Annotated in this window: 11 protein-coding genes; 8 read left to right on the forward strand and 3 right to left on the reverse strand. The window is 70.1% G+C overall.

The genetic code is table 11. The features are described from left to right. Positions 1-24: 24 nt before the first annotated feature. Positions 25-4,506, forward strand: coding sequence for a LamG domain-containing protein (locus tag R6Y94_RS31430; RefSeq protein WP_318399500.1), 4,482 nt, complete (start codon positions 25-27; stop codon positions 4,504-4,506). A 32-nt stretch (positions 4,507-4,538) separates the two neighbouring features. Beyond that, a complete protein-coding gene (locus R6Y94_RS31435; RefSeq protein ID WP_318399740.1) occupies positions 4,539-10,691 on the forward strand; it encodes an RHS repeat-associated core domain-containing protein in 6,153 nt (2,050 codons plus the stop codon). Between the two features lie 168 nt (positions 10,692-10,859). Here the strand turns inward: R6Y94_RS31435 and R6Y94_RS31440 are convergent, their stop codons facing one another. Then, entirely contained in the window at positions 10,860-11,285 is a 426-nt protein-coding gene (locus R6Y94_RS31440; protein WP_318399502.1) for a nucleoside deaminase, read from the reverse strand. Next, a complete protein-coding gene (locus R6Y94_RS31445) occupies positions 11,282-12,133 on the reverse strand; it encodes an LLM class flavin-dependent oxidoreductase (RefSeq protein ID WP_318399505.1) in 852 nt (283 codons plus the stop codon). The genes R6Y94_RS31440 and R6Y94_RS31445 overlap by 4 nt, the downstream gene beginning before the upstream one ends. 32 nt (positions 12,134-12,165) lie before the next feature. Here R6Y94_RS31445 and R6Y94_RS31450 point away from each other — a divergent pair, with 32 nt between their 5' ends. Further along, positions 12,166-12,420 (forward strand): Lrp/AsnC ligand binding domain-containing protein, encoded by a 255-nt coding sequence (locus R6Y94_RS31450; protein ID WP_318399507.1) that lies wholly within the window; start codon positions 12,166-12,168, stop codon positions 12,418-12,420. 159 nt (positions 12,421-12,579) lie between these two features. Here the strand turns inward: R6Y94_RS31450 and R6Y94_RS31455 are convergent, their stop codons facing one another. Beyond that, complete coding sequence (locus R6Y94_RS31455; protein WP_318399742.1) at positions 12,580-13,476, reverse strand: RNA polymerase sigma-70 factor; 897 nt, start codon at positions 13,474-13,476, stop codon at positions 12,580-12,582. A 428-nt stretch (positions 13,477-13,904) separates the two neighbouring features. Between R6Y94_RS31455 and R6Y94_RS31460 the strand changes: the two genes are divergently transcribed. The 5 genes from R6Y94_RS31460 to R6Y94_RS31480 all read left to right on the forward strand — a co-directional run bounded on the left by R6Y94_RS31460 (position 13,905) and on the right by R6Y94_RS31480 (position 20,261). After that, positions 13,905-14,387: a carboxymuconolactone decarboxylase family protein gene (locus R6Y94_RS31460; protein ID WP_318399508.1), complete on the forward strand. Its 483-nt coding sequence runs from the start codon at positions 13,905-13,907 to the stop codon at positions 14,385-14,387. A 197-nt stretch (positions 14,388-14,584) separates the two neighbouring features. Continuing rightward, positions 14,585-14,968 carry a DoxX family protein gene (locus tag R6Y94_RS31465; protein WP_318399510.1) on the forward strand — a complete coding sequence of 128 codons (384 nt, stop codon included), beginning with the start codon at positions 14,585-14,587 and terminating at the stop codon, positions 14,966-14,968. Between the two features lie 298 nt (positions 14,969-15,266). Next, positions 15,267-16,127, forward strand: coding sequence for a glucose 1-dehydrogenase (locus R6Y94_RS31470; RefSeq protein WP_318399512.1), 861 nt, complete (start codon positions 15,267-15,269; stop codon positions 16,125-16,127). Positions 16,128-16,496: 369 nt separating this feature from the next. Beyond that, positions 16,497-18,986, forward strand: a complete 2,490-nt coding sequence (locus R6Y94_RS31475; protein ID WP_318399514.1) for a glycoside hydrolase family 97 catalytic domain-containing protein — start codon at positions 16,497-16,499, stop codon at positions 18,984-18,986. Positions 18,987-19,013: 27 nt separating this feature from the next. Next, positions 19,014-20,261, forward strand: coding sequence for a sugar ABC transporter substrate-binding protein (locus R6Y94_RS31480; RefSeq protein ID WP_318399516.1), 1,248 nt, complete (start codon positions 19,014-19,016; stop codon positions 20,259-20,261). Positions 20,262-20,319: the final 58 nt, after the last annotated feature.

Genomic DNA, 20,319 nt, shown 5'->3' on the forward strand with positions numbered 1-20,319 from the left:
GCTCCGCGATGGAGAAGGTGCGCCGTGACCCTCTTTTCGAAACGCCACATGGGATCGGCGCTGTGCGTGATCCTGGCCGGCGGATTCCTTTTCGCCGCACCGGCGTCCGCGCGCGAGCCGGCCGCGACCGCCTGCACTGTTCCCGACGGCGGTCTTGTCGCCGAGACGGAGGACGTGGCCCTCGCGCTGGCCGCGGAATGCGGTGTCGAGGTGCGGATCGCCGAATACCAGGACTACGCGGTGCGGTGGTACGCCGAGCCCGACGGGCGGGTGCGGACCGAGGCGTACGCGGCGGCGCAGTGGGCGCAGGACGCGTCGGGGCGGTGGGTGGACGCCGACCCGACGCTCGTGCCGACCGGCGACGGCGGGTTCCGCACCACCGCGACGGTCTCCGACCTGCGGATCGCCGGTGGCGATGGCCCGTTCGTCACGGCCACCGCGCCGACCGGGCAGCGGGTGGGCCTGGACTGGCCGGGCACGCTGCCAGCGCCGCGGGTCAGCGGAAGCACCGCCGTATTCGACGAGGTGATGCGCGATGTGGACCTCGAGGTGTACGCGGGTGTCGACGGGTTCTCCTACGCGTTCGTGGTGCACACCGCTGCGGCGGCCGCCGACCCGGCCCTGAAACGCATCGAGCTCGGCCTGCAGGTGGCCGGCCTCGACGTGGCCGCCGACACCGACTCCGACACCGCCGAGCTGACCGGCGCCGGCGGCGAGCTCGTGTACGCGGTGGAGACGCCGTGGATGTGGGACTCCTCGACGCCGGCGGCGGCCACCGCGACCGCCAAGGCGGGCGGGGGCGTCGTCGCCACCGAGAGCGGTCTGGCCGCCACGATTGACCTGGAGGTGGACGGTGACACGCTGGCCGTACTGCCGGACGCCGAACTGCTGGGCAACCCGGACCTGCGGTATCCGTTGTACATCGACCCGAAGTTCACCGGAAAGATCAGCCAGTGGGCCAACCTCCACTACGGAACGAACGGCCAGTACGTTCACCAGACCACCTGGTCCGGCGACTCGTACCTGCGGGTCGGCTTCCAGGGGTGGCGCAACGACAACGCCGTGGGGCTGTGGCGGTCGGCGATCCAGTTCGACGGGCTGGACGACCTGAAGCACCGCGTGGTCGCGGACGCGCAGATCTGGATGACCCAGGACCATACCGGCGGCTGCGGCACGAGCTACAAGGTGCGGCTCGGCGCGATGGACCACTTCAAGCGCTCCACCGCGACGTTCGCCAATACGTACCCGGACAAGTACATCGGGTTGGCCGCCACGGCGACGGTGCCGACGTCCAATGAGGACCAATGCGGTGACGAGGGCGACAAGCGGTTCAAATGGCAGGACTCGCATCTGACCGACCGGTTGAAGTACATCGTCGACCGCGGCTGGGCCACTGCGTCGTTCACCATCTTCTCGGACAACGAGGGCAGCCGGAACCAGTGGCGCAGGCTCCTGCCCGGCAGCGGGAAGCTCATCATCTGGCACACCGCGAACAAGCCGGTCGAACTGTTCACCAACGGTGAGCGGTGCGCGACCTCCGCGCCGGGCTACAAGCTCAACACGCTGGTGCCCACGCTGAAGGCCACCGCACCGGCCAATCTCGCCTCGGCCGCCGAGCTGCGGTTTGAGCTGACCAAGATCGGCTCCAGCACCGTGATCAGGCAGCTCAACGTCCCGGTGACCTCGAAGGGGACGAAGACGGTCACGGTGCCGTCCGGCACCCTGGCCGAGGGCACCGGGTACCGGTGGCGGGTCCGGGTCTGGGACAGCGACGGCGACAGCGCCCGCACCGGGCCGTACTCCGGGTACTGCTACTTCCGGGTCAACGCCCAGCCGCAGGCGCCCAACGCGATGTCCACCGAAAAGCTGGGCTGCGGCGCCCAGTCCAGCCCGATCCTGGTGACCACGCCGACCCCGACGCTGACCGCGACCCCGCGCGACCCCGACGGCGGCAAGGTGCGGCTGCGGTACGAGCTGTCCCCGCCGACCGGCGCCGTGCTGAGCCAGAAGACGCCGGACGGCCAGGCCGGCACCGCGCTGCCGAGCAGGGTGGACAAGTCGCTCGCGCTTGCCGAGGGCGTGTACCGCTGGCGGGCGCAAACGCTCGACGAGTTCGGCGCCGGGCCTTGGTCCGCGTACTGCTGGTTCCAGATCGACACGACACCGCCGGAGCCGGCCGACGTGGCGCAGGTGACGGTGGACCCGGCGCCCGGCGACGCCGTGTACTTCGACCTCGTCGGCGGAGGCGACGTCGCCAAGTTCAAGTACGTCCTCGCCCCGGAGGCCGGTGGCAACGGCATGTCGGTCAAGTCGTGTAACGACTACACCTGTACCTCGACGGCGGACGCGGTGGACGGTCGGGCCAGGATCAACGTCCTGCCGTCGAGCACCACGATCGACCATGTTCTGCAGGTGTGGGCGCTCGACGCGGCCGGGATCGAGTCCTCCCGCGCCGACACCTGGTTCGTCAACGCGCCCACCGAGCCCGTGAAGCCGGTCGGGGCCTGGCGGTTCGACGGCGACACCACCGACGACGCCGGTACGGCCGAGCTGACGGTCGCGGCCGGGCCACGGTACGACACCGATCGCCACGGCCGGGCCGGCGGCGCGCTGGAGGTCGGCGGCGACAACACGCGGTGCGCGGTGACCGGCGGCCCGCCAGTGGACACCGCCGACTCGTTCACGCTCGCCGCATGGGTGCGGATCGACAGCTACACGACCGGCGCCGGTCAGACGATCTTCGCCATGCCCGGCTCCGGTGGCAGCAACGTCAAGCTGATGCTGAACGCCAAGGGCACTCTGTGGTCCGTCTCCCGGCACTCCCAGGGCACGGGTGCGCAGGCGTACTGGGACCAGGCGACGGCACCGGTCTCCGGGGTCGGCGCCGGTAGCTGGGTGCATCTTGCCGGTGTGTACGACGCCCCGGCCGAGCGGCTCCGCATCTACGTCAACGGCGCGCTGGCCGGTTCCGGGCCGATCACCTTCGACCCGCCGACGGGCACCGGCCGGATGGGCGTCGGCTGCGGGTTCGGCGGCAGTCCGTTCGAGGCGATCCACGGCGCGATCGACGACGCGGTGGCGGTCCAGCAGGTGCTGACCAGCGGCCAGATCGAGGCGCTCGCCGCGACCAACGAGGGGCTTCCCGCCGGTACCCGGGCGTGGTGGCCGCTGCGCCAGCAGTACGCTGCGGAGCAGTCCGGGCACGGTCCCCAGCTGTCTACCCTGGACTCCGCCTCGTGGCTGGCCGACCAGCACGGCCGGGCCAACAGTGCGCTGGCCTTCGACGGCAACACCTGCCCGACCGCTGAGCGGGTGCCGGTACGCACCGACGGTTCGTTCACGACCTCGGCCTGGGTGTACCTGGACCCGGCGCACACCACCGGCCACTCCCGGGTGTTCAGCCTGCACGGCAGCCGGCACTTCGCGGCGATGCTGAAGTACGACCCGACCACGGCGCGCTGGGACTTCTCGGTCACCAACGCGGACGACACCGCCGCCAGCGGGGCTTCCGTGGGCGGCGCCGCGACGCCGGGGCAGTGGACCCACCTGGCGGTGACCGTGAACGCCGACACGCGGCGCATCGCGCTGTACGTGAACGGCGCGCTGGCCGCCGAGAAGACCGTCGGCTTCGCGCCGTGGCGGGCCACCGAGTTCGTGCTCGGCTGCGGCGGCACCGCCGACGGCACGCGGTCGTCACGGTGGAAGGGCGCGATGTCCGACGTCCGGGTGTGGCGGGGCGTGGCGACGCCCGACACCATCCAGGGGCTGCGCACCGAGCAGCTCGCGTACTGGGAGCTGGGGGAGGACGAACTCGGCATCGACGGCTGGGGCGCGGACCACAACCTTGTTTTCAGCGGCGACCACCAGTGGGTCGAGGACCGGTACAACTGGTGCCACGCCGCCTACGGCCTCGGCTTCGCCGGCACCGGGTACGCCAGCACAACCCGCCCGGTGGCGACCACCGACCGGTCGTTCACCGTCACGGCCTGGACAAGGCTCAACAGTGCCGACGGCTACCGCACTGTCGCGTCACAGACCGGGGTCAACCGAATGGCCTTCAACCTGGCCTTCAACCCCACGATCGAGGGCGGTGGCCGTTTCCAGCTCTCGATGCCGTCGTCGGACGGGACGAGCAGCGGCGCCTGGCACCGGGTCGTCGGCAAGCAGGCTCCCGAGCTGGGCCGGTGGTACCACGTGGCCGGGGTCTTCGACTTCGGCACCGGCACGATGCGCCTGTACGTCAACGGTGTCCCGCAGGGCGAGCAACGGATGATCGCGTCGCCGTGGCAGGCCACCGGACCGTTCGTCGTCGGTGCCGCCTTCGAGAACGGCGCGATGGTCAACCACATGGACGGCGTGATCGACCAGGTGCGGGTGTGGTCCGGCGCGGTGGACCGGCTGGTTATCCGCGACCTGGCCGGACGCCTGCCCAGCCAGCCCAGCCCGGGCAGCGGCTCCTGCGACGGCGACGACGAGCAAGCACAGCGAAAGGCCACCTCACGATGAAATCTCGGCTGCATGCCCTCGTCCGCTTGACCGTGGTCGTCGCGTTGCTCGTGGGAGCGGCGGTCGTCGCCTACCAGTTGCCGGAACGCTTCAGGTCCGGCGCGCTCGACCCCGACCTCGGCACGCCGGTGGAGGCCGAGGCCGTTACCGGCACCGCGGTGGACCCGAAGGCCGAAGGCGTGCACGTGCCGGACCAGAGCTGGGCCGGGTCGGGTACGGCCGACTGGCCGGCGGCCGGCGTCACGACGGTGCCCATGCGGGCGACGGGCACCGACGCGGCGCGCACCGGCACCCCCGGCGCCGCCGCGGCACTGCGCGTCTTTGGCCAGGACATCGCGGCGAAGTTGGGCGTCGACGGTGTTGTGTACCAGGTGTCGTCCGACCGGAGTGGCCAGGCCGACCTGAAGATCGACTACAGCCGGTTCGTCGGCGCGTTCGGCGGCGGCTGGTCGTCGCGGCTGCGGCTGGTGGCGCTGCCCGGCTGCGCGCTGAGCGAGCCCGCCAAGCCGGGCTGCCTGACCGGCGACGAGGTGGAGAGCGTCAACGACACCAAGGCGCGGAGCGTGACCGCCACCGTCGAACTCGGCGGCGAGGCGGGCAGCGCCATGGTTCTGGTGCTGGCGGCCGACGGGGACGGCGCGACCGGAAACTGGTCGGCCACCGACCTGTCGCACGCCGGCTCCTGGTCACAGGGGGGCTCGTCGGGCAGCTTCGGCTACTCCTACGCGATGCGCGTGCCACCCGCCGCCGGAGTTGTGCCGGAGCTGTCGCTGTCGTACTCCTCGCAGGCGGTGGACGGCCATACGTCCTCGTCCAACAACCAGGCCGGCCTGATCGGCGACGGCTGGGGCTACCACCCGGGTCTGATCGAGCGGACCTACCCCAACTGCCACCGCGACTCCGGTGGCAACACCCCGACCGCCACCGGCGACTGGTGCTGGGACGGCGCGTCCGACGCCGTCACCATGTCGCTGGGCAGCGTCAACGCCGCGCTGGTCAAGGACGGCGCCACCGGAGAGTGGCACGTGGCCACGGACTCCGGCTGGAAGGTGGAGCGGCTCGGTTCGGCCGCCACCGCGTCGACCGGGACGTCGGAGCAGTGGCGGATCACCGCCACCGACGGCACGCGGTACCTGTTCGCGTCCCGCGCCGGCTCGCGGCTGACCGCACCGGTGTTCGGCAACCACTCCGGCGAGCCCTGCCACCGGTCCGGCGACTTCAAGGGCTCGGCCTGCGCCCAGGCGTACCGGTGGCTGCTGGACGAGGTCGTCGACGCGCACGGCAACGTGACCCGGTACGAGTGGAGCACGGAGACCGGCCACTACGGTGCCGCCGCAGACGTCGTCAACCGCACGGCCTTTCACCGGGCGGCCAGGCTGGCCCGGATCGAGTACGGACTGCGTGCCGACGACGCCTCGGCCGTCGCGGCCGGCCGGGTGGTGTTCTCCTACGCCGACCGTTGCGAGTCCGACTGCCACGAGTCCGGCGGCGACCCCCGGCCGGCCAACTGGCCCGAGACGCCGTGGGACCTCGACTGCGCCGCCGCACCGTGCACCGACAAGCTCAACATGGCGTTCTTCGCCTCCCAGCGGATGACCTCGATCACCACGTACGTGCGCAAGGGCGGGGCGTTCTCCAAGGTGGACTCCTGGGCGCTGGAGCACGACTTCCTGCACTACGGCGCCGAGGAGGACACGGTGCTGTGGCTGGCGTCCGTACAGCACACCGGTCACGTCGGCGGCACCGAGTCCACCCCGCCGGTCACCTTCGCGGGCACGCCGATGGCCAACCGGGTGGAGCACTCCGAGGGCGAACCGTCCCTGTGGCGTACCCGGCTGTCGCGGATGACCACCGAGACCGGCTCCGAGGTGCTCGTCTGGTACTCCGCCGAGGACTGCACCTGGGACAGCCGGCCCAGCCCACAGGACAACGACCGCCGCTGCTACCCGATGTTCTCCGACAAGGGCCCCGACGAGGAGCCGGCCGAGGAGTGGTTCCACAAGTACGTGGTCACGCAGGTGGCGGAGTTCGACACCACGGCCGGGCAGCTACCGTTGCGCACCCACTACGATTACGCCACCCCCGGCGGCGGCACCTCCCGGCTGTGGGCGTGGAACGACAGCGAGGTCGTCGATGACGATCTGCGCAGCTACTCGCAGTGGCGCGGCTACGCCCGGGTGACCACCAAGCTCGGTGACCCGGCTGAGGACACCCCGCTCACCTCGGTGGCCCGCTACTACCGGGGACTCGACGGCCAACCCGACACCGCGACGGGCACCGGGTCCCGCAGTGTCAAGGTCACCGACAGCGAGGGCAACGTGGTGACCGACCACGAGGCGCTCGCCGGGATGGTGTTCGAGGCCACCGAGTACGAGGGCTCAGCGATCATCGCTGCCACGGTGAACCGCTACTGGACCAGGAAGACCGCCTCGCGCGGCCACGACGGCGGTACCACCGAGGCGTGGCTGACCGGACAGTCGCGCACCGACACCCGCCGGCTGCTCGACACCGCTACCGATACCTGGCAGCGCACCCGCCACACCACCGAGTTCGACGACCGGGGCCGCCCGGTGGCCGGCTCCGACTCCGGCGACCTGGCGGCGCCGAACGACGAGCGCTGCACCCGCACCACGTACCACGACGACGCCGGCCGGCACCTGTACGAGCGGCCGAATCGCATCCAGGTCTTCGCGGTGCCCTGCGCGGCGACTCCGTCGCTCCCCGACGACCTTGTGGCCGACCAGCGGCTCTCCTACGAGGGCGCCACCGGTGCCGTGACGGCCGTCGAGGAGGTCTCGGCGCACAACGGATCCGCCGCCAGCTGGCTCAGGACAAGCGCGTACACCCACGACAAGCTGGGCCGGCAGACCTCCGAGACGGACGCCCTCGGCAAGACCACCACCACCAGCTACACCCCCGCCGGCGAGGCCGTGACGGAGTCGGCGACGATCACCAACCCGCTCGGGCACGCCACGACTGTCCACAACGAGCCGGCGTGGGGCGTGCCGGCCCGGACCGTTGACCCCAACGGCCGGGTCACCGAGCTGGCCTACGACCCGCTCGGGCGCACCGTCGCCGCGTGGGGGCCGGGCTGGAAACGCGCCGACCACCCCGACACCCCGACGGCGGAGTACCGGTACCGGATGAAGGACGACGGCCCGTCAGCGGTCATGACGTTCGGGCTGAACGCCGACGGCGAGCAGCGCCTGGAGGAGATCGCCCTTTTCGACGCGCTGCTGCGGCCCGTGCAGCAGCAGGCACCCACGACGCAGGGTGGGCGGCTTGTCACCAGCACCCGGTACGACACCCGCGGCCTGACCGAGTGGAGTTCCGGCCCGAACTGGGTCGACGGGGCTGGGCCGGGCGTCGACCTCGCTGTGGTCTCCCAGGGCCAGGACCACGCCCGCACGTTCTACACCTACGACGCGGCCGGGCGGGTGGTCACCGAGTCCTTCATGTCCCACCAGCAGATCCTCTGGACCACCCGGACCCGGTACGGCGGCTCCACCAAGGGCTGGATGCAGCGCACCGACCCGCCGCGGGGCGGTACCCCGTCGGCCACCGTCGTCAACCTGCAGGACGAGGTGATCGAGAAGCGCGACTACCGCGGCACGACCGCCGATGGCGCGTACGACGCAACGGTATACGACTACGACCGCCGGGGCCGGCTCGGCACCGTTACCGACCCGGCGCTCAACCGGTGGTCGTACGAGTACGACCTGCGCGGCCGCCGGGTGGCCGCGCACGACCCGGACACCGGCACCACCAGGGCCGGCTACGACGACGCGGGCCGGATCGTGGCCACCACCGACGCCCGCGGCCAGACGGTCAGCACCGAGTACGACGCGCTCGGCCGGATGACCGCCCGCTGGTCCGGTGCCCCGCGGTCAGGTCAGCCGCTGGCCGCGTGGGCCTACGACAAGGCCTCCGGCGGAATCGGCCTGCCCTACACGTCCACGTCCTACGTGGACGGAAAGTCGGTGACCACCCAGGTCTCCGGGTACGACGCCGCCGGCCGGCCGACCACCACCGTCGAAACGATCCCCGCCATCAGGGGGCTGGAGTCGCTGGCGGGGACGTACCGCACGTCCCAGTACTACAACCCGGACGGCTCGGTGGCGTACACGAACCTGCCCGCCGTCGGCGGCCTGGCCCGGGAGAGCGTAGTGTCCGAGTACGACGAGTTCGGCCACGCCACCGGCGTGTGGGGCGAGTACTTCGACGGCAACGGCACGGTAGTCGACTACGTGGACGGAGCCGCCTACAGCGCCTGGGGCGAACTCGGCCAGCGCGTGCTCGGCGGAGCCGGCGGCAAGCGGGTCTACCAGACCTGGACCTACACCGACGGCACCCGGCGCGCCGCCGAGTACCGGCTCTCCCGGGACGCGGTCGGCACGACCAACGTCGCGCACCTGTCGTACCGGTACGACCCGGCGGGCAACGTCCTCTCCATCGCCGACGCGGTCACCGCCGACCCCGGCGTGCCGGAGCGGCAGTGCTTCGTGTACGACCGTCTGCGCCGCCTGACCGACGCGTGGGCGCAGGCCGGCACCGGCGACTGCGCGGCTCAAGGCGACCTGGGCAGCGACGACCTCGGCGGCCCGGCGCCCTACTGGACCTCGTACACCTACGACGTGACCGGCAACCGCACCTCGGTGACCGACCACCGCGCGGACGGCACCAGCCGCAAGGACGTCTACGCCTACACCGACGGCGAGGCGCACCTCGTCGAGAAGCTCACGTCGCCGACCGGCACCGACACCTTCGCCTGGGACGACGCCGGCAACCTCACCGAGCGGGTGGTCGGAGGCCGCACCGAGACGCTGGACTGGAACGCCCAGGGCAAGCTCTCCGCGATCACCGACGGGGAGGGCACCACCCGGATGGTGTACGACGCGGGGAACAAGCGCGTCGCCCGCGTCGACCCCGACGGGTCGGCGACCGTGTTCGTGGCGGGACACGAGATCACCGCGGGGCCGACGGGTGGGGTGACCGCGGTACGCACGTACCAGCACGGTGGGGCCGTGGTCGCCACCCGGTCCACCGCCGAGGGACTCGTCTGGATCGGCAACGACCACCAGAACACCTCGACCTGGGCGGTATCGGCGGCCACCATGACGGTCACCCACCGGCGCCAGGACCCGTTCGGCAACGACCGCGGCTCGGACCGGCCGTGGACGGCGAGCCAGCAGGGCTACCACACCGGCACCGAGGACCCCGGCGGCCTCGTCTCGATGGGCGCGCGGTTCTACGATCCGGTGACCGGGCGGTTCATCTCCCGCGACCCGATCACCGTGTTCGAGGATCTGCAACAGGTCAACGGCTATTCGTACGCCTCGAACAATCCGGTGACGACATCCGACCCGAGCGGGCTGCGGGAGACGGAATGCAGCCGGGGCACGTCCGGATGCGACGGCAACGGAATGGCAAAGCCCAAGAACTGCGGTACGTCGGGAAAGTGCAGCAAAGCCGATCCGGACTGGACGAGGACCGTTCATCTGCCCGGAGACAACGAGCTCGTCCTGACGAACAACGGCAGCTACCTTAACGGAGTGCCCGTCACCGGGGCCTGGGGAAAGCCCCTCGAACTCGCGCTCGACGTGCTCGAGACAATGGCGGAGCACGGCCTCTCCAACAGCACCGCGGACACCATCAAAGCGCTGTACCTGCTGTGCGAGAGCTCGGAGAAGTACGAGGGATGCAACGGATACAGCAAGGCGTTGTCCGACATCTATGACATCGCCATGTGCGCCACCGGCGAGGACTGCGTCACCATCGAACTCTGTGCCAACAACACCTGCGAGTATCTGAATGCCGAGGAGATTCTGGACATGATGATCACGTATGAGGAGGAACACGACGTCGGCACCGGCGACGGATTCACCGTCCTGCTCTCCATGGTGTACTCCGACTACGCCGCTGCCGCAGGTGACGCGTGCGCGGTGCACGGTGAGTTGGCGGCTCTGGGCTGTGCGGCCGGTGGCGCGCTGTCGACCTCGCTGCAGGTCTACTACGGCTGCGTCGACAACGCGAACGCGGGCGAGAGAGCGTGCATGGGCGCGCTCGTCGGGATGGCGACCACGGCGATGAACTCCTACCTGACCAGCCGTGCCCTCGGCGGCGACTACACCCAGAGCTTCCGGGGTGGCACGCTCCGGCCGAGCGGCCCGTGGGGAGCCAGGTGACAGTGGGTGACCCAGCAGGCCGGCAACCTCACAATGGACCTGGGTGAGGTTGCCGGCCGGTTTTGGCACCGTACAGGGCGGGCGCCGTCTCCGACGTCAAGGACGGCCGGCCGGGACGGCGGTGCCGGCCACGACCGGCAAAAAGAGCGAGAAGATCCGTCCGTTGGCCTAGTAATAGCTGTCGATCGGCTGGCGCGCCTCATCGAACAGCGCCGGTCCCTCGTACCGTACCGGGGGAAGCGGCGGGGTGGCCGGCTTGACCTTCTCGAACTGTTCGGCTGACAGGGCGTACACCACCCGGCCGAGGCCGGACCGGGCGATCGCGGTCGCACACATCGGGCAGGGCTGGCAACTGGTGAACATGGTGGTGGCGGCTGCCACGTCGGGGGCGAGTTCCCGAGCGGCCCATCGAGCCAGCTTCAGCTCGGGGTGGGCGGAGATGTCCGAGTCGGAGACCACCGTGTTGTGGTCCTCGATCAGGACGGTGCCGTCCGCACCGACCAGCAACGAGGCGAACGGCCGTTCGCCGGACGCCCCGGCCCGGTTCGCGAGTTCCACGGCACGGCGGAGGAACTTCTCGTCGTCCGGAGTCATCGGTCCTCCTCGGATTTGTGATATGTGGCCAGGGCCGCAAGAGTCTGCCAGGCACGTTCGGGTTGGCGGATCTCGATCGGGTCGCCGTTGAACGGGTCGAGCAGCACCGTTTCGGCGCCGAGCAGACGGATCTGCTCGATGTCGGCGATGATCTGGTCCATGGTGCCGACCCCGGCGAGCCGCTCCGGGTCGGTGACCGCTTCTCCGGTCTCCCGGAGTGCGATGCGCGGCATCAACGCGGGCACCGGGCGGCCCAGTTCGTCGGCGGTGGCCTTCAGCCGCCCCACCGCCCTGGTCAGCCATCCGGGCGTGAACCGCAGCGGGTGCCAGGCGTCACCGTGCAGCACGGCACGACGGATGCCGGCGTCGCTGTTGCCGCCGACCCAGATCGGGATCGCCGCGGTGTCGTAGTCGTCGGTGTTCCGCCAGGCGTCGCGCATCGCTTGAAGGTACTCATCGGTCAGCGCGCCGCGCCGCCGGAACGGCACGCCGAGCGCCTCGAACTCCTGCCGGGCCCAGCCGACACCGACGCCGAGGACGAGCCGGCCGCCGCTGAGCCGGTTGAGGTTCGCGGCCATCCGGGCGGTGAGCAGCGGGTGCCGGTACGGGACGATGAGCACCGTCGTGCCCAGCCGGACCCGTCGGGTCACCCCGGCCAGCCAGGACAGCGTGGTGAACGGCTCGTAGAACGGTGCCGGATACTGCTCGGCCACGTCCGGGGTCACCGCGATGTGGTCGGAGACCATCAGCAGGTCGAAGCCGAGACCCTCGATTGTCTGCGCCCACCGTCGCAGCATGTCCGGGTCGGTACCCGGGGCGAAGTTCGGTACGTTCACGCCAAGCTGCACGGATCCCACGCTAGCCAGCCTGGGTCCGGCTTGTGAACGCCCTAGTATCCCGGCAGCTGGTACGAACCGCTGCGCTGCACGAACTGCTGGAGCAACGGTCGGAGATTCTGGAATGCCTGCGCACCACCGGAGACGACTGCTACGTGATGAAGGTGGCCGCACCGTCGATGGCGCGCGTTGAACAGATCGTCGACGAACTCGCCTCGTGCGGCAGCACTACCACCAGCCTGGTCTATAGCGCCACCCTGCCCTATCGCGGCCCGCGCCGGACACCACCACGCCCTTGACCGAGGTACGAGCGTCCCCCGGGCCTGCCCGGCAACGACCGCAGTGGCGTCCCCGGGCAGGCCTGCGGTTGCCACGTCCCCGTTGTTGCTGGTGGTCAAGCTGCGGCCCCGGTAACGCAGGCGACCGTCCGGCAATCGGCCGCCATCGGGGCCCCGGGTTCAGCGGCTCACGGCAGTCTCCCGCTCCACACGCGACAGCTTTTCCGGATTGCGCACGTAGTAGAGCCCGGTGACGAGGCTGTCTTCGACGCGTACCGCGACGACGCCGTCGATCTCCCCGTTGAGCCGCATGATCAATGCCGGGTAGCCGTTGACGTGTGCCGGCTCGAGCGACATCTCGGTGCCGACCATGGCCAAGCCGACGGCGAACAGGCGGACCACCTTGTCGGCTCCCACGATGGGGCGTGGCATGGCCTGCTTGACTCCGCCACCGTCGCTCAAGGCGACGACGTCCGGCGCGAGGACGTCGAGCAGGCTCTGCAGGTCGCCCGTCTCGACCGCCCGTTGGAAGGCCTCGAGCGCGGCTCGGGTCTCGGCTGGGGAGACGACGTCGCGCGGTCGGCGCGCTGCGACGTGTGCCCGCGCCCGGTGGGCGATCTGGCGGATAGCGGTCGAGGTCTTGTCGACGGCTTCCGCGATCTCGTCGTAGCCGAGGTCGAACACCTCGCGCAGCACGAACACGGCCCGCTCGGTCGGGGTAAGGGCCTCCAGCACCAGTAGCATCGCCATCGAGAGGCTGTCGGCGAGTTCGACGTCCTCGGCTACGTCGGGGGCGGTGAGTAGCGGTTCGGGCAGCCAGGGCCCGATGTATGTCTCCTTGCGCCGGCGCAGCGTACGTAGCCGGATGAGCGCCTGGCGGGTGGTGATCCGGACCAGATACGCGCGCTGGTCCCGCACCGTGTCGAGATCGACGTCCGCCCACCGCAGCCAGGTCTCCTGGAGGACGTCCTCCGCGTCGGCGGCCGACCCGAGCATCTCGTAGGCGACGGTGAAGAGCAGGCTGCGGTGGGCGAGGAACGCGGCTGTGGCGGGGTCCAGGCGGCCGTCCTCCCTCATGTCCCCGGCGCGGTCTTCCGCCGCGTGAGTGGTAACTCGCACACGTCGCAGCCCCGGCCGTGCAGCCCGGCCGCGTACCTCAACCACGAGCGCATCGTGCAGGGCCCGTCGGGGTCCGGAACGTCCTGGGCATGGGTGGCTCCTGTCTCTTCGCTCTCGACTGTGCCACCCACAAGACACCGTGCCTCACCGTTTTGTGACACCGACGGCAGGAAAGGAGTCGAACATGTTCCACACCACGTGTCGGGGCGACGTTCGCGAGCTGCGACGTTGCGCTCGGCGCTGCGGGCCGTCCTCGTCACCCGGCCAAGAGGAATGGGGCTGATGCTGCTCGCCCGTGCATGACGCACGTCACGTGGGTGCACTGTCACAAGGATCGAGTCGCTGGCATCTCATGCTCGACCAGCTACCACAGCAAGGAGTGCACGATGGATGCTCGCTTGAACCTTCTCGGCAACCCGGTCGCGGCCAAGTCCCTGAAGTACATCCTGTCGGCGGGCAAGGTGTTCTCGGAGTCAACGCTGCCAGCCGCGACGCAGCAACTGGTGACGCTCCGCGTCAGTCAGATCAATGGCTGCGGTGTCTGCGTCGACATGCATACCAAGGAGGCCGCGCACGCCGGGGAGACCTCAGTACGCCTCAACCTGGTCGCCGCCTGGCGGGAGGCCACGGTGTTCACCGAGGCCGAGCGCGCTGCCCTGGAGCTGGCGGAGCAGGGCACCCGCATCGCCGACGCGGCCGGTGGTGTACCGGACGAGGTCTGGGCGAAGGCCGCCAAACACTATGACGAGGACCAACTCGCCGTCCTGGTGTTGCTCATCGCCGTCATGAACACCGTCAACCGCCTGAACGTCATCGTCCAGCAGCCCGTCGGCGACTACCAGCCCGGCCAGCACGCCCAGTTCGGGTAACGAGGAGCGCGAGGCGCACCCGGTGGGCTTCCAGTGGGTGCTGGCGGCGAAGGCCCTGGGCGCCACGGGCCGGCTGGCCGAGACCGCTGGTGCCGTCTCGCATCAGCAGCCCTGACCCTGCCCCTGACCGGGGGGCCCGATCGCCACTCCGGCGCTTCAAGATCAGAGTCCCCTGCAACCGCGCAAGGAGAAATCTCTTGAACCTCGCTCTGTGGATCAGTGCGGGCCTGCTGGCCGTTGTCTTGCTGATCGGCGGCGCCACCAAGCTGATCGTGTCCAAGGAGAAGCTGGCGGCCCACCCCGCCGGGGGATGGACCGGAGATGCCAGCGTCGGCTTCGTCAAGGCCCTCGGAGCCATCGAGCTCCTGGGCGCGGTGGGCCTGGTACTGCCCGCCATGCTCGACATCGCGCCGGTTCTGGTACCGGTGGCTGCCGTCGGTACCGTGTTGCTGATGGTTGGCGCGATGATCACGCACCTCCGTCGTCACGAGTCCACGTCAGCCGTGGGGAACCTGGTCTATCTCGCCCTGGCCGCCTTCGTGGCATGGGGCCGATTCGGCCCCGAGTCCTTCACCAGCTGATCGGATACGGCCGCCTGGCTACATCCGAGACGCTCGCCTCGCCGGGGCGCGTTGGAAGGCCCCGTGCCAGTTGCCACCGGCAAGGTCCGAAGGCCCTCTCGCTCGTCACCTGTTGGCGATGGCGGCGCAACCGCGCGGCGCCGCGGGCGTCCCTGTCACCGTCCAACAGGGACGGGCCGCCAGGCTGTCGCCTCTACGCGCCGCACGGCACATAGCTGCGATGTCACGAAGGATCGAGTCGCTGACGCCTCGTGTTCAACCAAAGGACTCGATCTCGGATCAGGAAAGGAAGCAATCGATGACTATGACAGAGCACGGAATGGGTTCGCTGGCCGGGCGGGCTGCGGTCGTGACCGGAGCTGGGTCCGGTATCGGCGCGGCGACCGCGGCAGCGCTGGCGGCCCGGGGAGCGCGGGTCTGCTGCGCCGGCCGTAACATCGACAACGTCGAACGGACGGCCGAGAAGATCACGGCTGCTGGTGGCGAGGCGTTCGGGCTACGGGCTGACGTGGCATCGCCAGAGGACAACGATGCGATGGTCCGCGAAACTATTGCCCGTTACGGCGCCGTACATATCGCACATCTCAACGCGGGGACGGGGCACTGGGCCAGTGTTCTGGAGTACCCGCTGCAGGAATGGGACCGCACGATGGCGGTGAACCTGCGTGGGGTGCTGCTCGGTCTGCAGGCAGCGGGTCGGGCGATGCGCGACGTGGGCGGTGGCTCAATTGTGGTCACCTCGTCGGCGGCCGGGCTCACCGGTGTTCGAATGTCACCGGCGTACTCGGCATCGAAGCACGGTGTGCTCGGCTTGGTCAAGTCGGCTGCCCTCGATCTGGGGCCGGATGGTATCCGGGTCAACGCCATCTGCCCGGGCTACATCGCCAGTAACGACCTCATGCGGAAGATGGGCGAGGAACTCGACGTCGCTAGCCAATTTCCGTTGGGCCGACCGGGGCGTAGCGAGGAGGTCGCCAACCTGGTCGCGTTCCTGGCCGGTGAGAGCGCGTCGTTCATCACCGGCAGCGTGTTCACCATCGATGGCGGCTGGCTGGCCGGCGGCATCGAACTCCGGCGTGATGCCGAGGATCGAACAACCGGCGACGACCGGATCGCCGCCTTTGCCAACACGTACTCCCCGAACCGGCAGGACGCGTAGGAGCGCGCGGGCAAACAGCGAAGACAGACACCGCAGGGCCAACTGGGTGCTCTACGGTGATCACCAATGGGCGTTCATCGGCGGGTGGACAAACGAAGGTGCCTCTCCTGCAAGGAGAACTGCGGGTCAAGCTGAGCACGCGCGAATCCCTACCAACGTGCGCGTCAACCGGGTCACCACCGTGCGCTGATCGTCCCTGTGGAGGGGCCGTGGGCACCGTCTTGCTGCCACACGGCCCTCTCAGATAGAAGCGGATCGTCCAGGCTTCGAGTTCGAATGAACATTCCCGGCGGGCGGCCGCGAACCTAGCGTCGGAACCCGCCGCGCAGGGAATCCGCCCGCTCGGCCCCCGCACGGCACGGAGACGATGTGGTCAAGGAGATCGGTCCGACGGCTCTGCCCGAGCGCGTCGAGCCCGAGGTAAAGACGCGAGCGGACGGCGTCGTCCTGCGTGTGCGGCGCGACGGACGAATTGTCCTCGACGGGGTCCGGCTGGGCATCCGCGTCGGCGGCGTCGACCTGGACGTCGGTTCGGTCCTCCTGCGCTCCCGCGACCGCGAGATCACCGACGAGTGGATTGCCCGGTCCGGCAAGGCGACGGGATCCCACCGGTACGCGCACCGCGAGACGCGCTACGAGCTGCGCCACGACAGCGGCGTCGAGTGGCAGATCCACGTCCGGGCGAGCGTGGACGGCGTGGCCGTCCGCTACGTGCTTGCCCGGCTGGAGGGCCACAGCCACCTGGACGCCGACCGCACCCGGCTCACGTTCGAACCCGACGCCCGCGTGTGGGCGCTCGACTACCAGACCTGGTACGAGACGCCGCGCTTCGGCACCGACGTCGCCGAACTACCCCCCGGCGCCTACGGGTTCCCGCTGCTCGTCCGCTCGGCCCGGGCGGGCGTGTATGTTCTGCTCACCGAGGCGGCGATCGACGGCCGCTTCAGCGGCGCCCACGCCGAGATCGACGACGGGGGCGAGGCGCGGTTCGCGCTGGCCGACGAGTCGGTCGAGATCACCCGCGGTCCCGTGACTCCCTGGCGGGTGTTCATGATCGGCGACCTCGCCGCGATCGTCGAGAGCCGCTTCGTCGACGAGTTGGCGCCCGCGCCCGACCCGTCGGTCGACGCGCGGTGGGTGCGGCCGGGGCGTGCCGCCTGGTCGTGGTGGTCGGACTTCTACTCCGGTGCCCAGCTGCACCGGCAGCGGCACTTCGTCGACGTCGCCGCCCGCCTCGGCTGGGAACATCTCCTCGTCGACTGCGGTTGGGACGAGACGTGGGTGCCCGAGATTGTCGCCTACGCAAGCCGCCGCGGCATCCAGGTACACCTGTGGGCGGTCTGGCATGACCTCGACGGGCTGGAGAACCTGGCGAAGCTCGCGCTGTGGCGGTCCTGGGGCGTCGCCGGCATCAAGGTCGACTTCATGGAGTCCGAGTCGAAGGATCGCTACCGCTGGTACGACACGATCCTCGCCGAGACCGCCCGGCTCGGCCTACATGTGAACTTCCACGGCTCGGTCATCCCGCGGGGATGGGCACGAACCTGGCCGCAGGTCATCGGCTACGAAGCCATCCGCGGCAGCGAGTACTACGTCTTCTACCAGGACACGCCACTGACCGCCGCGCACAACGTGATCCAGCCGTTCACCCGCAACGTGGTCGGGGCGATGGACTACACGCCGGTCGCGTTCGGCGCGCCGGGACGGACCACGAGCGACGGGCACGAACTCGCGCTCAGCGTTGCGTTCGAATGCGGCATCACCCACCTCGCCGACGACGTCGACGCCTACCTCGCCCGGCCGGATGCCGCGCGGTTCCTCGCGGAACTGGCGCCCGCGTGGGACGAGACGGTGCTGCTCGCCGGTGACCCCGACCACGAGGCCGTCATCGCCCGCCGGCACGGCGATCGCTGGTTCATCGGCGGTATCGCCACCGGGCCGGCACGCCGGCTCACCGTCCCGCTCGACCGGCTGGCACTCGGGCCGGCCGACGCCTGGATCGTCGGCGACCGCACTGACGGCGGCCTGACTTCTGCCCGGCGATCCGTCGACGACAACCTGGTTGTCGAGGTGGCGGAGAACGGTGGCTTCGTCGCCATCCTCGCCGCCCGTGGCGCCCGGCTGCACCGAGCCGTCGCGCGGCCCGAGCAGGCCGCTCCGCGGGTGGACCCGCCTGTCCAGCTGCTCGACCCGCACGGCACGGCCGTTCTGCGGACCGAAGGACGTCTGCGGCCGCCACCCGGCTGGTCGGCGGAACACCTCGGCGGTGACCGCTGGACGGTCGGTGCGCCTGCCGCCCTGGCGCCCGGTCGGGCTGGCGTGGTCACGGCCGAGATGCCAAGCGAGGAGGGCGTCCCGATCGTGGCGCACGCCCGCCTGTTCCGACCCCTGACGCCCGGATCCCACCGCCTGTCGACGCTGACGATGGTCTCCTTCGAGAACGAGAGCGGCCCGATCGAGCGCGACCAGAGCAACGGTGGCGGCAACCCGGGCGACGGCCGCCGGATGCGCATCGCCGGGACGGAGTTCGACGACGGGCTCGGCGCGTCCACGCCGTCACGGATCGAGCTCTACCTGGGCGGCTCGGCCGACCGCTTCACCGCCCGCATCGGCATCGACGACGAGACCCCGGGCACCGCCGCCCGGGTGAGCGTGCACGCCGACGGGGTGCAGCTGTTCAGCGCAGACGTCCGCTCGGGTGAACCTCCGCTCGACATCGACATCGACATTCGAGGCGCCGCCACGCTGCGCCTGCACGCGGACACCCTGCCCAACCACCCGGTGCCGGCCCACGTCGACTGGGCGTCGGGTCGCCTCCACACCCACCACACCACTGCCACCACCCCGGCCGAGCGCTGAAGCTCGGCCACCCATCAAGGAGTAACCATGAGACACGGCAAGAGATGGATCGCCGCCGCGGCCGTGCTGGCCACCCTCGCCGCCACCGGATGCAGCGGTGGCGGCGGGGGAGACGGCAAGGTGACCTTGACCTACGCGACCTGGAGCGACGACCAGAAGCCGGCGATGGAGGCGATCGCCGGGGCGTTCGAGGACAAGCACCCCAACATCGAGGTGCAGGTGCAGGTCCTGCCGTGGCCCGAGTACTGGTCCACGCTTCAGGTCGGCGCGGCGGGACGTACCGCACCGGACGCGTTCTGGATGCTCGCCGACCAGTTCCCCACCTACGCCAAGGGCAAGCAGTTGCTCGACATCACCGACGCGGTCAAGGCCGCTGGCGTCGACCTGGCCGCCTACCCCAAGGCCGTGCTTGACCTGTACGACGTCGACGGCAAGCTGTACGGCCTGCCGAAGGACTTCGACACCAACGCGATCTGGTTCAACAAGGCCCTGTTCGACAAGGCCGGCGTGGCCTACCCGGACGAGAGCTGGACCTGGGAGAACGCGCGCGAGGCCGCCGGCAAGCTCACGAACCCCGCCGCCGGTGTGTGGGGCATCGCCGCCCCGATCGACCGCCAGGGCGGCTACTACAACAGCATCTACCAGGCCGGCGGCAAGGTGATCGGCGACGACGGCAAGGCCGCCATCGACAGCCCGGAAGCCATCTCCGGCCTGCAGTTCTGGACCCAGATGCACGCCGACGGTCTCTCGCCGACGCTCAAGCAGCTTTCGGACACCGAAGCGGTGCAGATGTTCATGGACCAGAAGGTGGCCATGTACTTCTCCGGCTCCTTCTGGGCCCAGCGCCTGTACGGCGACCAGGCGCTGCGCCCGCACGTCGGCGTCGCGCCGCTGCCGAAGGCGAAGCAGCGGGCCACGATGATCAGCGGCATCCTCAACGCCGGATACGCCGGCACCGAACACCCCGAGGAACTCGCCGAGTTCCTCATCTTCGCCAGCGGTAAGGACGCGGCTGTCATCCAGGCCAAGAGCGGTGCCGTGCTGCCCGCGTACCAGGACACCCAGCAGGGCTGGCTCGACGCGATGCCCGAATTCAACCTCAAGGTCTTCGTCGACGCCGTCGACTATTCGGTGCCGCTGCCGATCGCGGGTGACGCCGCGAAATGGACCGGCCTCGAGACCCAGTACCTGGGTCCGGCGTGGGAAGGCAAGCAGACCGCCGCCGAGGCCGCCCGGGCCTACAACACAGCGATCAACGAGGTCCTCGCGCAGTGACCACCGACGTCGTCAGCCCTCCCCCGCGGTCACGCACCCGCCGCCGCGGGGGAGGGCT

It is taken from the genome of Plantactinospora sp. KLBMP9567, from assembly GCF_033446045.1.
Classification (GTDB): Bacteria; Actinomycetota; Actinomycetes; order Mycobacteriales; family Micromonosporaceae; genus Plantactinospora.